The sequence below is a fragment of the Verrucomicrobium sp. BvORR106 genome (assembly GCF_000739655.1).
Classification (GTDB): domain Bacteria; phylum Verrucomicrobiota; class Verrucomicrobiia; order Verrucomicrobiales; family Verrucomicrobiaceae; genus Verrucomicrobium.
In genome coordinates, this window is the sequence record NZ_BATR01000092.1 from 40,392 (window position 1) to 55,106 (window position 14,715).

Below are 14,715 nucleotides of genomic sequence, written 5' to 3' on the forward strand. Positions count from 1 at the left end.
AGTGAGGTCAGGCAGGGCGTGCTTGGAAGAAGCGATTGCGTAGGGCGAGGAAGGGCGTCTCCACCAACCGGGTGGAGATCACTCCCAGCAGGATGGCTCCCACCCAGTAGATCGCCGTAAGCGTCCACCAGTTCAGGCCGCCTTGCGGGTTGCTCCCAGGAATCAGGCCCAGCCAGCGGGGCAGGGCCATGTGCCAGAGGTAGATGCCGTAGGAATTTCTCCCCACAAAGGTGAGCCCCGCCACCAGCCAGTGCTGGCTGGGCTTCATCGTCGCCAGACCCAGCAGCAGCGCCCCGGAGGCCAGCGCCAGAAGGGTAAGTCCTGCGGTGTACATCAGCCAGTGGGTCTGGCGGTGGATGAGGAAAAAGGGCATGAAGCCCACCGCGCCGGCGATGATGAGGTACAGGGTACGTTGCCTGGCCCACCCTGGCAGCCAGGAGTTTGGCCGGTGCCAGTAGCTGGCAATGAGCACCCCAAAGGCCAGCGTATCCAGGCGCAGATGGGTCTTGTACAGATGGAGGTATTCCGCGAATCCTGGATGTACGGAAGCATTGTAAATGCGCACCCCCAGGCAGAGGACGCAGACCGCCACGAGGGCCAGGGTCAACGCCAGCCCATTGTGCCATGGCTTTCTCTTCCAGAGACACCACGCCGCCACCAGGGCCACCAGCGTGTAGAAGTGCTCCTCCACCGCCAGGGACCAAGTATGCTGCCAGAGCCGGTGGTAATAGTTCTGGAGAAACAACAGCTCTCCAGCGATGCCCTTCCATGGGATGCCGCCACCCGTGAGGTACTGGATCAGGACGGTCACGCCAATCAGGCAGTAAAGGGAGGGCACGATCTTGAACGAACGGCGGATCATGAAGCGGCCCACTCTCACTCCGCCCGTTTTATGCCACTCCGAAAATATTAATCCAGACACTAAAAAGCCGCTTAGGACGAAGAAAAGGTCCACCCCCACCCAGCCGCCGGTGCGCAACATCTGCGTCAACTCGTGAACTGGGCGGCTGATTTCCTCAGGGCACACGGGGAAGTGGGACCCCAGCACCATCACGACAGCCAGGCAGCGCAGGATGTCCAGCCCAGGCTGGCGCTGCCCTTGCGCGTGCGATTTGTCGGAGTGAGGGCCTGTCGCCGTCTCTCCCTCCAGCGCGGGATGAGGACGCACGGCAGGTGCGGAACTGACTGCTTCGGACATGCCAACCGTTGATAGCTGCTTTTTGCAAGGGTGCAGCAGCAACCCTTCTCCTGATCCCGTTTTTTGACGGCGATCCGCTTCCTCAGAACGAGAACTTGCTCTTCAGACCTGTCTTGCCCAGCATGCGACCCACCACCTTGAACACACGGGACCGCAGGTAGTAAAAGTAAAGTCTCCAGTCGATGCGGCCGAACACGCGGGGCTTGTGCCCTTGATTGAGTTCCTTCGCCAGTCTCGGCAGATCGCTCCGCCGGTCATGGATGATCTTCACCTTGGAGAACCCACCAATCGCGACGGGGTGCCAGACGCGCAGGTTGTACTCCGGCGGCAGGATCAGCACCCGGGCATCGCTCAGGTACACGGCCTCACGGAGGGAGGGCTGATTCTGCCGTGTGCCACAGGCGAACTTCTCTTTGTGAATCCGGGGCCAGCTTTCCAGCAGCGCCCGCACGGAGGGGGTGATCCGGTAGGCGATAACGCCGCCGTTGATGGTGGGAAGGCTTTGCGGGAGCGTCTCGATGGCCAGGTCACTGCGCCAGGGGTCATGCACCACCGCGATCTCAAAATGGTTGAGCGCCTCAAAGATCTCGCTGCAGTCATCGCAGACATAGGTGTCCGTGTCCAGGTGCAGCGTCTTCTCAAAAGGGCTGCGCAGCAGGGGCTCGACCACGTCGTGGAAAGAATGTTCCGCCTTCACCACCGGAAACACAAAATCAAATTCCTTGGCGAGCGGATGATCCACCAGATCGGTGAATATCGCCGCCGGCAGCCCTGGCATCTGGAGCTTCGCGCTTCTCCGTGAGGCCACTGCTTCCTGTAGGTGTCGCAAGCCGGTCGCGACGTAGTGCAAACCTACTTCGCTCATATTTCAAAAGGGCCAGCGACAGCTTCTTGCATTCAGCGTGAGTGGAAAAACTTCCTGTGAGGAGGCATGATAAGCGATCAGGCTCCCATCCGAGGGGGATATAGGGTGATGCTTTAGAGCATAAGAACTCTATCACAGTTGAAATGCAAGTATGTATTTTAATGGAAGCGATAAAAGTCGAAAAGCTGCCGTGATATACTCCCATGGGTGTATGCGGCATGCTTCTTTTGCTCCGGCGCCATGCGGCTTATTGCCGGGCAGTGCTTGTTTCCGAGCTGCTGGTGTTCCAGCCAGCCGACTTGCGGCCGAAGACGCGCTTGAGGGTGCCAGTTAGACCCAGGCTTTGGGCGCGTTTCGCCAAGGTCTTGAGGCGGATACGGCACCAGGTGAGGAAGAACCTGACGTGCACCGGGCCATAGTAAAGTGGTGGGTGGCTAGTGTCGTGACCCAGTAGTTGAGCCAGATCTTCCAGGCAGGGGCTGCGGTCATGCAGAATCTTCACCGAGGCAAAACCTCCGAGCACGACCGGATAATTGGTCCGAAAATTGTACTCGTTTGGGAGGACGTAGAAGTTCACTTTGGAGTGAAACAACGTGTGGCGGAACGCAGGTTGATCCGCCTTGCGCTTCTTGGAGAACACCGTCTCGTAGCTTGTTTCCCAGTCTGCGAGGAACTTTGACACCAGTGGATTCTTGTTGAAGACCACGACACCGGTGTTGAAGGAGGGGAAGGTACCCGGAAACTCTTCGAACTTGTACTCGTTCCGGTACACCTCATGGGCCACTGCCAGATCGAACCGCTCCAGCGCCCAGAAGATATCCTCACAAGGCTGGCAGATGTAGGTGTCAGTGTCCAGATAGAGGGTCTGCTCGTAGGGGCTCTCGATCATGGCCCGGATCTTGGCCCGTCGTCCCATTTCTCCCGTCGCGGCCGGAAAGACGTGATCAAACAATCCTTCCGGGACGGTCTGGTCGGTGAAGATCGAGAGCGAAAGGTCAGGCATCAACTTCGCCGCCTGCCGTGCTGAGATCAGCGCTTCCTGAAGATGCTTCTCGCCTGTAGCCACATAGATGATACCCCGGTGCAGTGAACGGCGAGGCATGGATGTGGATGGAGCGGGCATGGAGAAAAGCACCATAAACGGGCGCTTTGTTAGAATAGCAATGCTACAGCGAAAACAAGTGCTAAGCGAGAACGTTCTCGATTTGTTGTCTCAATATCAAGGGTGAGAATTGAGGGGGATTGACTCACTCTTCATCGTGATATGATCGGTTTGTCCCTTTCTTATGCACTCGCTTGTTGAGGGAGGCACGACGGCCTCAAAACTGGCCCGACATCCGGGCACCTTCCGGTCGTGAAATTCGATGGCGAACCGTCTCACCTTTCCGATCCACGGAGCCGCTGCTGAGAAGATGGCTTTCTCGGCCCCTTCCACATCCACTTTGAGGATGTCGATGTGGGGCATCTCATGTTGTTGCATCAACCCCGGTACGGTTACCGTCTGCACAGTGCCATCGCCATTGGTCTCACTGCAGTAGAAGGACACGCTGGCATCGGTCGGGTTCGCGATGTTGACCCGGGTCGTGGTGGGCCAGAGGGCCGCGAGCGTGGGTTTGATCTGGGGATAGGCGCTGGCATTGCGCTGGAGCAGGTCCCAGTTTTCCTCGGCCGGTTCGATGGCGATGATGGTGGCCTTGGGGAAGGCGATGGCATAGAAGATGGAAGTGAGCCCGATGTTGGCTCCTGCATCGATGATGTACTCCGGGGCAGAGTGGGCCGAGGGAGGAGCATACTCGCCGGAGATGAACACCTCATCCCACACGCCGACGTCTACGGTCGCCCTGCGGACGGTAGCTGGATGCCGCGCGCCGGGAGGTTTCACTTTCACGAGCTTGCCCTTCTGACCGAGGCGCAGGCTAAAATAAGCCCAGAAACCATAGAGCCCGCCGTAAGCAGCAAGGTAACTCTTAAGATTCGCAAACTGCCTGTGGTAGGGGAGGGGCATCAGGGGGGAGACGGTTGCAGGAGCACAAGGGCGGTCACCTATGGGCCAGGGTGTTGCTTCTGACAGCTTCCAGTTGAGTCTGCACAGCGTCCAGTACCACTTCAGGTGTGATTTTTCGGAGACATGCCCGGTCGTAGGGGCAGGCGGTGCAGAGCCAGCAGGGGGAGCAGGGCATCTCGGTGTGCAGCTGGATGGCTCTCGGGTAGGGATAGACGGGGGCTTCGTAACCGCCTACGATGATCACGGAAGGGATCCCGTAGGCATGGGCTACATGCATGCCACTGGAGGGCGGGCCCACGAACACCGTGGCATGCGATATGGCTGCGAGGTAGGCGGGTACCGACGTGGAACCCGCAAGGGAAACATAACGCGGATGTCGGGGCGGAGTGGGGAAGAAGGAGCTTTGCCCGAGCTCCACCACCGTAGCATCCGGAGGGAGGGATTCCACCAGCTTGGTCCAGTAGGCCAGGGGCCACTGTTTGTTAGGGGTCCAGGCGCTCGCTACCGGCTGGATGACGATGATGGTGCCAGCACTCGGGTACTGGCCTCCGGGCGTACCGATGGGATAGCTCGGGAGTGGAATAGAGTACTTTTCAGGCACCAGCCCCAGACGGGAGGCCATCTGTTCGTTGATGGACTGCTGGGTCCGGCCCACGTAGCCGAGTCCTGTGGAGCCTTTGGGAAGGCTGCCTGCGTCATAAGGGGTGACGTGGATCGAGCTGGGGGCCTGTCTGAGCACCTCCGCGAACCGACTGTGAAACGTGACGCGTGCCGAAGGCCGGCGGGCGGCGTACGCTTGCAGGACGCCCCAGATCATCAGTTCATCTCCCAGGCCGCCGGCTACGGAGTAGGCGTTGAGATTGCGGGGGAGAAAGCGGGCATGCAACCGCATGCAGGCCAGAACGGTCCGGGGCATCGCCCGCATGCAGCGAACAAAGACCATCCGCCGCAGTCTGGCTGCAACTCGACGCAATATCGTTGATATTTTACCGGCCACTGATCCGGAAGGGCAGTACTGATCCTGCGGGCGGGGGGCGCTTACTGGGGATCAGTCAGGATGTTCGACAGCTGGTTGGCCGGGAACTTTGACTTCAGTGCCTCCGCCTTGTCTCTGTGCGCGGCGAAGAGGTTCACGTGTTCACTGAAAAGGTAGCGCTGGCTGGCGCGGATCCGTACCAGAGCCAGCCGTTTTGCACTTTCAACACCTTGGCCCGGGGCATGGAACTCCTGGGTCAAATACGTCATTCCGGGCACTCTGGAGTCGATCCAAGCCGGGATGAAAAGCTGGTAGCCCGCGTCCTCCAGCCACTGCAGAGGGGAGAGGGTGTTGGCGGGCTTTTCACGCCAGTTTTCCATGATGATCCAGGGCTTGGCCGACTGGATGGTGGCGGATGCGCCTCTCAGGACAGCCAGCTCGTGTCCTTCCACGTCCATCTTGATCAATGAGGGCGGAGGAATGGGGAGGCTGTCGGCGGTGGCGCAGGCCATCCTGGCTCCGCCACTGGATTCATCCACCATGCCGAGTCCGCTGTGGAGGTTGTCGGCCAGCTTCATGCCCACCTGGCCGGACTTGTCTGACAGGGCAACTTCGTGGCAGGTGATCACCTTCTGCAGGCCTGACTGCACCACAGCACTAACCAGATCCCGGTACGACCGCGGAAAGGGCTCAAAGGAGTGGATGCAACCTGAAAACTCCGGATGGGCGGCGAGATGGAGGCTGAAGTAGCCCCAGTTGGCTCCAATATCCCAGAAGCTGGAGGTCTCGGATGCAAAGGTGTCGATGAGCGTGCCCGTCTCCACCTCATAACCTGACCGGTACTTGGGCAGGTAAATGGCGTGGAACTGGGTGTTGTGGGCGTCAAACGCGATCGTTTTGCCCCCCTTGGGAAGGGCCAGTTCAAAATGGCCTGTGGAGGGGAGGCGGAACTGCAGCGAGAAGCGGTAGGCCCGCCGGGCCAGTGCCGCGACCAGATGGCCGCTGCGGGTGCGCCGGCCCCCGTGGTAGGCAAAGGCGTAGAGCCGCGCCTGCCAGGGCAGGGACGCGATCTTGAAAGCATTCCTGGGCACCACGGGGCGGCTGGGATACTCTGGTTGATCGCTCAAAGATGAATTCACGGAAACTACCACGATGAAGAATGGCTGACAGATGGGGAGGCCGGGGCGGGTGACGCAGTGCAGTCCGTAGGGATCTCTACGATGCGAGGCGGCCACTCTGCATGGAAATCTTTGAGAAGTTCTGACACAATTGTTTCATAGTCCTGCCGCAAACCTGCCGGGAGTGCAAACAGGCAGGTGACGCGTTCCCAGAACAGGGCACGGTCCTGGCGCCAGGTGTTGAGGAGCCGGCGCGGGAAGAGGTGGGACTTTCTGCGCAGGTTCATGCGCAGGAGTCCGGAATATTCCACAGCGGCCCAGGATCTGGGGCCGAGCACGCGTTCGCGCCAGCCCGGCACCTGCTTCCAATGGTCGGGCACACCCCCCTGGGGATCATCAAGTACGCGCTCCAGGGCCTTGCGAAAGATCAGGGACTGCCCCAGGTCGAATTTCCTCGATGCCTGGCCGGGCCGGATGCGCCAGGTGGCGACCCGGTCCGGAAGGGCGATGACATCTGAGGCCAGAGCGGCCCGCAGGGCCCACTCCGCATCTCCCAGATAGGACAGATCTGTGGGGTAGAGGCCGGATTTCTCCAGCAGCCGGCGCCGGATGAGCACACCAGTGATGCTGCCGATTCCCAGCGGGAAACCCGCCAGGAGCAGGGCGAAGGTCTCGCGGGAGACTCTGCCCGGGCGGCCTTGCAGGGCCGTGCCGAGATACTTCCAGATGCGGGGCTGCGGACGGGGCAGGATCTCGTCGTTGACGCCAATTTCATCGACCTCCGTCATGACCATGTCCACGTCAGGATGGGCCAGGAGCGGGGCGGACAGGATCTCCAGGCACCGCGGGTACATGGTGTCATCGGCCGTTGCGACGTAGACGAATTCTCCTCGAACCCGGCGGAGGCACTCATTCCAGCCGGCGTAGAGACCCTCCCTGGGCACCTGGTGAAGGCGCACCCGCGCATCCGATGCCAGTTTGGACAGGTATTCCCAGGTGCCGTCGTCGGAATAGCTGTCGCAAACGATCAATTCCCAGTCACGCACCGTCTGGGCAAGGATGGAATCCATCCGCTGTTGCAGAAACTCAATGGCGTTCAGCGTGGGCAGGCAGATGGAGACAAGCGGACGCTCAGAGGCCTTCAATGCAGGGTTTGGCTGGAGGATGGGGCGTGTCAAAGTGAGATGGGGCCACTTGGGCCTGAAAATGAAAGCAAGGAACGAGCCGGGTTCTAGACTACGCCCGGGGTGGACGCTCCAGCAACTGAAGTGTGGCGGCCAGCACCTCGCCCGGGTGTATTTCCTGAAGACATTTCCTGCCGTAGCGGCAGGCATCCCGGAGCCAGCACGGGGCGCAGGGTTCCGCCCGGTAGAACTGTCTGGAAAGCGGGTAGGGATGGGGCAGTTCGTATCCGCCGATGATGATGGCAGACGGTACACCATAGCCGTGGGCGAGGTGCATTCCGGCCGAGACCGGGCCTACGAATGCATGGCTTGCCTGGATGGCGGCGGCATACTCCGCCAGAGTGGTTCGCCCCAACAACTCCCGGTAACCAGGATGGGCGGGTGGGGTCGTGAAGATGCTGCGTGCCCCCAGTTCCAGTACGGTGCAGGTGGCGGGCAACCCCTCCAGGAGAGCCTGCCAGTGAGACTCGGGCCACTGTTTGTTGGGTGTCCAGTTACTGGCCGTGGTCTGGATGGTGATGAGCGGTCCGGGCTGGCGGCATGCCGCAGGCACTTCAGCCTCCGGCCGGCGCGGCAGATCAATGCGGAAGTCTGAGAGGGGCAGCCCCAGGTACTGTGCCATCTGCACCATCACGGGCTCATCGTGCTTGGGGGCGTACGTCAGCCCGAGGGCATTTTTGGGTGTGGACCCCTGTGTTAGCCTCCTCACGTCGGAGAATCCGGCCATGCCTTCAAACAGTTCCGGATGCCGGGTGTGGAAGACCAGTCTCAGGTCCGGATTGGCCCGGGACGCCGCCTGGGCCACCCCTGCCGCCATGACCTCATCGCCCAGGCCGCTGGGGATCGCGTACACCTCCAGCATACGCCGCTTCCAGGGAACGCTGACGTTTGTCCGCCAGGTTCGCTGAAACGCGAGCTGCAGTTGTGATGCCCGCCGTTTCCACACGGGGCTGGCCAGATACTTCAGCATGGAGAGCTTGCTCGTGGCACGCGTGTCATGATGCGCACGGGTCAGACTCCGCTGGACATGGGGGTGCCAGGGCGTTTGGCCCGTTCTGCAGCGGTGGAGAGTCGCACATGCTCCTTCTCATACAAGAACCGGAGGGGGATGGCCTTGAGCACTTCCGACCAAGCCTTTCCGCCACGCAGGTGCAGCAGAGCGGGGAGGTAGCCTATTTCTGCCAGCAGCAGGGTGAGCCACCGGGCCTCGGCTTCGGAGCGGGTCTTCTTCAGCAGTTGGGCAAAGGGCAGTTTCATCTCCCGCCGCACGTGCTGATGCAGTATGCGCGTGAGGCGCAGGCGGCTCAGGCGGGCCAGCCTGTTCCCCTTCAGCCCGTCATTCCGCTCCTTGCGGGGTGTTTGTTTCTTGCAGATGAAGCGGCTGAAGACGGAGTGCGGATCCGGTTCATACCAGCAGGATTCGCGGAAACTGATGGCCCGGCAGCCTTCGGCGATGGCACCGTTGTGCAGCTCGTAGCTGATGGAGAGGTCCACCCTACTGTCCAGATCCCAGAAATAACTCATGGTCCCCAGGGTGTAGCTGAAGAACGCTTCGATCACGCGGTCGTCAAAGGTGATCTCGCGAGGCGCGTCACCCCAGATCTCACGCATGGGCTCGCGATCGGTCTCAGTGATGGTGCCATCCTCGTGAATGTCCACCACGTTGTAGTTTCTCACCAGCACGGGCAGTTTGGTGGCTTGCTGCAAGCTGGCGACGTTGCGCTCGATCAGCTCCGGGCCAAAGAGGTTGTCGTCTTCCAGGACACAAGCATAGCGGGATTCCGGGAAATATTTAACCGGACCAAAGGCCTTGCTCAGGTTGCCCACCATGCCGAGGTTTTCCGGATTCGGACGGTACTCGATGCGCGGGTCTGCCATCGCCTCCACCACCTGGCGCCCCTCCTGGCCGGCAGAGTCATCAAACACGGCAGCCTTCCAGTTGGTGTAGGTCTGGGCAAGCAGGCAGCGCAACGCCCTGACCAGGAGTTCCGGGCGCTTGTAGGTGATGACGCGGACTTCGACGAGGGGACTGGCGCTAGAGGACATCGGAGGACGGGATGGGGCGAAGATCAAAATAAGGGGCGGTCGGCGGGGGAGATCGAGACCGGAGGCCAGTCACACGGGAAGGTGGCCAGCAAATGTTGGGCATGTGCCTCCCAGGAGGTGGTCGGCATCGGCGGGAAGGCAAACAGCCGGAACAGCTGGTGGAAAAACAACCGGGGATCCTGCTTCCCGACTCTCCAGCACTGTGCGAGAAACCGCCGGGGGTTGGAGCGGGCGACAAACCGGAAGAGGGAGGAGAGTTCCTCGTAGCTCCACTCGCGCTTGAGCATCAACTGCTCCCGCCAGCCCGGGACGGTTTTCCATGCCTCCGGGAGCCCGGCTTGGGCATCGTTTAGCAGATCTCTCATACTGTCGCGGCAGAGGCGTGCATCTTCCATGCCCCAGTCCCGGCTGGCCTGGGTCTCATGGAGCCGCCAGGTGGCCAGACGTCCTGGAATGAACGCGACCAGCGGGCTGGCCAGCAAGGTCCGCAGGGCCCACTCGCAGTCGGCATTCATGCCCATATCCGTACGGAAGAGGCCGGTTCTTTCCAGAAGGGCGCGTCGGAAGGCAAAGCCCGTCACGCTTCCCCAATTGTGATCGAAGGCACAGGTGACGAGAAACAACGCCCGCCCATCCACATCATGACGCGCGTCCATCCACGGTTCGATGAACCTCTGGAAGGTGGTGCGGCGCAGGGTCAGCTCCTGGCCCTGGCCATCGATGGCCCGGTACCCGCAGTAGGCCACCGCGATGTTCTCGTTGCCATCCATCGGCTCGGCCAGCCGCTCCAGCAGCTCTGGCATACAGGTGTCGTCTGCCGTGGCGATGTAAACATACTTCCCGGTGGCCCGTTTCAGGCACTCATTCCAGCCGGCGTAGAGTCCCTCTTTGGGCACCCGGTGCAGGTGCACCCGGGGATCATGCGCCCATTGGGAAAGGTACTCCCAGGTGCCGTCGGTGGAATGACTGTCGCAGACAATCAGTTCCCAGTTGGTCAGCGTCTGAGTCAGGATGGACTCCAGCCGCTCCTCAAGGAATGCGCGGGCATTCAGCGTGGGGAGGCAGATGGAAAACTTGGGCGCTGGCAGCTGGGGGGTGCTGGTTGCCACGAACAAAGAGTGAGAGGGAGGGGGAGGACCAGAAAAACCGCGCCGGGCGGCTCAGGACGCCTGACTGTTCTTGGGATACAACACAAAATTCTCCCGGCCCTGGGAGGAGAGGTGCTCCAGGTGCTCCAGGTTGTGGATGGCGGCCATGGTGGTCATGTCACAGCAGAAGTAGCCGATTTCGGAGGCGAAATCGAGGAGCCAACCCAGCGGAGTGCCGTAGGCTTGGAGATTGAGCGGGTTCCACTCCAGCACCACGGTGGGGCGGCAGCTGGCGAGCAGTTTCCTCGCCCCCTCCAGCACCTCCGTCTCGGCCCCTTCCACGTCAATTTTGATCAGGGACACCGGCGGGGCGCCAATCGACTCCCAGATGGCGTCAAGCGGGGCGGTTTCCACCTGCACCTTGCGCTTCATGGAGACCCGCCCCGTGTCGCGCATGCCTTCAAAGGCGGCGTGCGTCTCATCAGCCAGCACGAAATCCACGGTGCCCGTGGTGCGGCTCACCGCCTTGCTCAGCGTCTGCCACCGGTCCGCGTAGGGAGAGTGGTCCCGGGTTTGTTTGAGATAGGGGTGGGAGTTCGGGGACGGTTCGATGGAAAGAACCTTCACGCCCGGTTTTTGGGCCAGCACCGGAGCGGACATCAGCCCCAGGTTGGCTCCTACATCCAGAAACCAGGTGCCCTCCCGGGCCGCCTTCACGAGATAGTGGCAGGTGTCCCGCTCAAAGACCCCCTCCTGGCGCAGACGGGTGTACAGGTGGCAGTTCTTCGGGGCGTAGATGTGCGTGCCGAAGTAGGGGAAAAAGCCGCGGGTGTTGAACCGGAGGTGACCGATCCGGTCGTTGATGCTTTTGGGGAGGAGGGACAGCATGACGTGATCTCGAGAGAGGGTGTCGGGGAAAAGGGATGCTTAGACTGAGGCGGGCGCAGGGGAAGCGTCTGGCGATTGCCAGCGGGTTTTGAAATCGAGCAAGACAAAGCCGCGGTGTTCGGCCGGGTAGGTGGGTACGCCTGGGGCGGAGGTCTCCAAAACGGTCATTTCCATGAGGTCTCGCAGATTCACGTTGGTCAGGCCGGAGTGGAAGTACAATCCCAGACTGTAGGTTCCGGGAACCAGGTTGGCCGTGGCAATTTCAAACACCAGATCTGTGCGGCCCTCCGCCAGTCTCATGGGCGCGAGACCGGTTTCCCGTCCATCCAAAATGGCAACCCGGGTTCCCTTGGCATCATAGATGAGGAGGCACGCGTCGGTCATGCGCGTGGCGACGGACGCCTCCAGGCTCACCGTGATTTCGGCACGGGAGCGGCTGGCCACCTGATCTGGTGTGACCCGGAGCGAGTTGAGGTTGATCTCCGCAGAGAGGCGTTTGGGGAAGTCGCCGCTGCCCCGTTGGGCGTTGCTCAAGTAAAGATTGATCTCCGTCTGCACATCCCTGGTGGCGGAGACAAGGGTGCCTTCCTGCATGCGGATGACGGAATTGCAGAGGGACTGCACGGCGCTGAGATTGTGGCTGACAAAGATGACGGTCCGCCCGCTGGTGGCCGCCACATCCTTCATCTTGCCAATGCAGCGCTGCTGGAACTCCGCATCCCCCACGGCCAGAACCTCGTCCACGATCAGGATATCAGGATCGAGGTGGGCCGCGACGGCGAAGGCCAGGCGCACATACATGCCGGAGCTGTAGCGTTTCACCGGGGTGTCCACGTAGCGTTCACATCCGCTGAACTCGACGATTTCATCGAGCCGGCGCACAATCTCCGGCTTGCGCATGCCCAGGATCGCACCGTTGAGGAAGATGTTCTCCCTCCCCGTAAGTTCCGGATGGAAGCCGGTGCCGACCTCAAGCAGAGCCGCAATCCGGCCTCGCACCTTGATCTCCCCGCCGGTGGGGCTGGTGACCCGAGAGAGCAGCTTCAGCAGCGTGCTTTTTCCGGCACCGTTCTTTCCAATAACTCCCAGCACCTCCCCGCGACGCACGTCGAAGCTCGTGTCGCGAAGAGCCCACACGTAGTCGCTGCTGGCCTTGGAGGTGCGGTCATTCACGGCGCCCAGCCGGGCGTAGGGATCCTCCTTGCCCCGGAATCGGTGCCACCAGCGGTTCAGGTCATGGGCCAGCACGCCGGTGCTGACCTCCCCCAGGCGGTAGAGTTTGGAGAGGTTGCGGACGGAGATGACAGTGTCGCTCGGCATGGGTAAAAGGCTTCTCAAACGGTGTCCACAAACGTCTTTTCCACCCGGTTGAAGATGATGATGCCCACCAGGAGGGTGGCAAAGGTAAACCCGGCGCTGTAGGTGAGTGCTCCCCAGTCGAAGGCACCGACCCCCAGGTAAACGGCACGATAGGCCTCAATGACCGGGGTCATGGGATTGAGCTCCATCCAGGAGCGGTATCGCTCCGGCACGGAAGACAGCGGATACACCACCGGCGTCGCGTACATGGCGAGCTGGATGCCGAAGGTCACCAGGAAGGAAAGGTCGCGATACTTGGTGGTGAGGGCGGAGACAATAATGCCCACCCCGAGACCCAAGGCCGCCATCATGGCAATGAGCAACGGGCTCATCAAGGCGATGCCTGCCCAATGCGGAGTGATTGGTTCGCCTTTTGCCAGGTACCAGATCAAGGTGCCCAATAGTAGCGCGAACTGGATGGCGAACTGGATGAGGGTGGAGATGACAATGGAGATGGGCGTGACCAGCCGGGGGAAGTACACTTTCCCGAACAGGTTCGCGTTGGTAACAAAGGTGGTGGACGTCTTGGTCACGCAGGTGGCGAAGTAGTTCCACGGAGCGGTGCCGGCGAGGTAGAAGAGCAGGGGCGGCAGGCCATCTGTGGAGAGCTTGGCCACACCACTGAAGATGATGGTGAACGTCAGCGTCGTGAGCAGGGGCTGAATCAGGAACCAGAGCGGGCCCAGAATGGTCTGTTTGTATTGCGCCACGAAGTCGCGCCGGACGAACATCCAGAGCAGGTCGCGGTAGCGCCAGAGATCCTCAAGGTGCAGTTCCAGCCAGCCTGACTTGGGGCGGATGATGAGATCCCAGGTCTCGTCGTCGCCGGTTTCCAGCGGGGCGACGGCAGCCAAAGGGGCCTGGGTCGGAGAGGGCGGGTTTTCCATGATGACTGAAATAGACGGGGCGGGGGAATCAGGGCTGCGGACCGGTTCGCTTGGGGGTCCGGTTCAAGGTGCTAAGAGGAGGAAGCCCCGCCGCTCTTGCCAGTTTGCGGAGGGCGAAGATCATGACAAGGAGGAGCGACTGGCCCGTGATACCGACCAGTCCACGCCCGAGTCGGACGTTGTCCCGGCCTTCGGCATGGTCCCCGGCCCAGAAGCAGTGGTAGGCAAGCTTGTAGTGGAGGTTGCCCAAGTAGAGGCGCACCCGTTGCCGGTCTGCCGGTGTCATCGAAGGCGCGTAGTGCTGCCAGGCATAGGTGACATCATGCACGCATCGCCTGCCCGTTTCCTGAGACCAGAGGGAGCGGTGGCTTCCGTCTTCATACTTGGTCCAGAAAGGGGCGGCCACGATGCCGGTTTTGATTTCAGGGTCCATGAGCAGGCGTGCCATCAGCAGCCAGTCATCGGCCATCATGGCCTTCGTGTACCAGCCAGGGCCCAACTTCTCCCTGCGGAAGAGCATTGCACTGTTGGAAAGTGGGGCCATCCTGCCCAGGAAGAAGAGGCAGGCTTCATCGTGAGTCATGAGCCACGACTTCTCTGTCTGGTGGGCAAACAACTTCCGTCGGGATGGACTGGTCGCAAGGCAGTCCGCCCGGTCGCGGATGCCAGAGATCCGGAAATTCATCCAGATGGCGTCCGCGCCGTGGTGCTCAATCGCCTCCACGGCTCGTTCCAGGAACTCGGGATCCCATTCGTCATCGTGGTCCAGAGAGATGACATAACTGCCGGTGCACCTGGCCAGTCCACGGTTGCGCGCCGCCCCGGGGCCCTGGCAGTTTTGAGGCGTGTACGTGGCACCTGCGAACTGCTCCACCAGAGGCCTGAGGTCTTCATTGCCGGAGTCATCCACCACGTGCACTTCATAGTCGCGGTAGGTCTGGCGAGCCACGCTCTGGAGCGCTCTGGCAAGCATGTCCGCTTTCCGGTAGGCGGGAATGACAATCGAGACTGTGGGAGGGGAGGCTGGCACAATCAGATTTCGTCACGCTGCCGCCATTGGTCGCACCCACGTGCGGCCATGCTTGAGTTTGGGTGGAGAGC

At 61.2% G+C, this 14,715-nt stretch carries 14 protein-coding genes; all 14 read right to left on the reverse strand.

Features of this window, described 5'->3' with window-relative positions; all coding sequences use genetic code 11:
• Positions 1 to 7: 7 nt before the first annotated feature.
• On the reverse strand, positions 8 to 1,198 hold the full coding sequence (locus tag BV106_RS14035; RefSeq protein WP_038165627.1) for an acyltransferase: 1,191 nt from the start codon (positions 1,196 to 1,198) through the stop codon (positions 8 to 10).
• Between the two features lie 82 nt (positions 1,199 to 1,280).
• Positions 1,281 to 2,063: a hypothetical protein gene (locus BV106_RS14040; RefSeq protein ID WP_265595671.1), complete on the reverse strand. Its 783-nt coding sequence runs from the start codon at positions 2,061 to 2,063 to the stop codon at positions 1,281 to 1,283.
• A gap of 247 nt (positions 2,064 to 2,310) precedes the next feature.
• Entirely contained in the window at positions 2,311 to 3,165 is an 855-nt protein-coding gene (locus tag BV106_RS14045; protein WP_265595672.1) for a hypothetical protein, read from the reverse strand.
• Between the two features lie 117 nt (positions 3,166 to 3,282).
• Entirely contained in the window at positions 3,283 to 4,068 is a 786-nt protein-coding gene (locus BV106_RS14050; protein WP_038165631.1) for an FkbM family methyltransferase, read from the reverse strand.
• A 34-nt stretch (positions 4,069 to 4,102) separates the two neighbouring features.
• The gene (locus BV106_RS14055; protein WP_265595673.1) at positions 4,103 to 4,984 is read right to left on the reverse strand and encodes a glycosyltransferase family 9 protein; all 882 of its coding nucleotides are present in this window, start codon (positions 4,982 to 4,984) and stop codon (positions 4,103 to 4,105) included.
• A gap of 122 nt (positions 4,985 to 5,106) precedes the next feature.
• Entirely contained in the window at positions 5,107 to 6,183 is a 1,077-nt protein-coding gene (locus tag BV106_RS14060; RefSeq protein ID WP_265595674.1) for an FkbM family methyltransferase, read from the reverse strand.
• A gap of 5 nt (positions 6,184 to 6,188) precedes the next feature.
• On the reverse strand, positions 6,189 to 7,340 hold the full coding sequence (locus BV106_RS14065; RefSeq protein WP_265595675.1) for a glycosyltransferase: 1,152 nt from the start codon (positions 7,338 to 7,340) through the stop codon (positions 6,189 to 6,191).
• A gap of 58 nt (positions 7,341 to 7,398) precedes the next feature.
• A complete protein-coding gene (locus BV106_RS14070) occupies positions 7,399 to 8,316 on the reverse strand; it encodes a glycosyltransferase family 9 protein (RefSeq protein ID WP_038165637.1) in 918 nt (305 codons plus the stop codon).
• 41 nt (positions 8,317 to 8,357) lie between these two features.
• Positions 8,358 to 9,392 carry a glycosyltransferase gene (locus tag BV106_RS35550; protein WP_051945790.1) on the reverse strand — a complete coding sequence of 345 codons (1,035 nt, stop codon included), beginning with the start codon at positions 9,390 to 9,392 and terminating at the stop codon, positions 8,358 to 8,360.
• 23 nt (positions 9,393 to 9,415) lie between these two features.
• Positions 9,416 to 10,501 (reverse strand): glycosyltransferase, encoded by a 1,086-nt coding sequence (locus BV106_RS14080; protein WP_265595676.1) that lies wholly within the window; start codon positions 10,499 to 10,501, stop codon positions 9,416 to 9,418.
• A 51-nt stretch (positions 10,502 to 10,552) separates the two neighbouring features.
• Positions 10,553 to 11,368, reverse strand: a complete 816-nt coding sequence (locus BV106_RS14085) for an FkbM family methyltransferase (RefSeq protein WP_038165642.1) — start codon at positions 11,366 to 11,368, stop codon at positions 10,553 to 10,555.
• Positions 11,369 to 11,407: 39 nt separating this feature from the next.
• Positions 11,408 to 12,688, reverse strand: a complete 1,281-nt coding sequence (locus BV106_RS14090; protein WP_038165644.1) for an ABC transporter ATP-binding protein — start codon at positions 12,686 to 12,688, stop codon at positions 11,408 to 11,410.
• Between the two features lie 14 nt (positions 12,689 to 12,702).
• The gene (locus BV106_RS14095) at positions 12,703 to 13,614 is read right to left on the reverse strand and encodes an ABC transporter permease (protein WP_081891720.1); all 912 of its coding nucleotides are present in this window, start codon (positions 13,612 to 13,614) and stop codon (positions 12,703 to 12,705) included.
• Positions 13,615 to 13,642: 28 nt separating this feature from the next.
• Entirely contained in the window at positions 13,643 to 14,644 is a 1,002-nt protein-coding gene (locus BV106_RS35555) for a glycosyltransferase family 2 protein (RefSeq protein WP_265595677.1), read from the reverse strand.
• Positions 14,645 to 14,715 lie beyond the last annotated feature (71 nt).

What these genes read in the sequence shown, in the direction of transcription:
- BV106_RS14090 (WP_038165644.1), bottom strand. Translation starts at nt 12,688, where the DNA reads ATGCCGAGCGACACTGTCATCTCCGTCCGCAACCTCTCCAAACTCTAC.
- BV106_RS14070 (WP_038165637.1), bottom strand. Translation starts at nt 8,316, where the DNA reads ATGCTGAAGTATCTGGCCAGCCCCGTGTGGAAACGGCGGGCATCACAA.
- BV106_RS14050 (WP_038165631.1), bottom strand. Translation starts at nt 4,068, where the DNA reads ATGCCCCTCCCCTACCACAGGCAGTTTGCGAATCTTAAGAGTTACCTT.
- BV106_RS14040 (WP_265595671.1), bottom strand. Translation starts at nt 2,063, where the DNA reads ATGAGCGAAGTAGGTTTGCACTACGTCGCGACCGGCTTGCGACACCTA.
- BV106_RS14045 (WP_265595672.1), bottom strand. Translation starts at nt 3,165, where the DNA reads ATGCCTCGCCGTTCACTGCACCGGGGTATCATCTATGTGGCTACAGGC.
- BV106_RS14095 (WP_081891720.1), bottom strand. Translation starts at nt 13,614, where the DNA reads ATGGAAAACCCGCCCTCTCCGACCCAGGCCCCTTTGGCTGCCGTCGCC.
- BV106_RS14085 (WP_038165642.1), bottom strand. Translation starts at nt 11,368, where the DNA reads ATGCTGTCCCTCCTCCCCAAAAGCATCAACGACCGGATCGGTCACCTC.
- BV106_RS14035 (WP_038165627.1), bottom strand. Translation starts at nt 1,198, where the DNA reads ATGTCCGAAGCAGTCAGTTCCGCACCTGCCGTGCGTCCTCATCCCGCG.
- BV106_RS14055 (WP_265595673.1), bottom strand. Translation starts at nt 4,984, where the DNA reads ATGCCCCGGACCGTTCTGGCCTGCATGCGGTTGCATGCCCGCTTTCTC.
- BV106_RS35550 (WP_051945790.1), bottom strand. Translation starts at nt 9,392, where the DNA reads ATGTCCTCTAGCGCCAGTCCCCTCGTCGAAGTCCGCGTCATCACCTAC.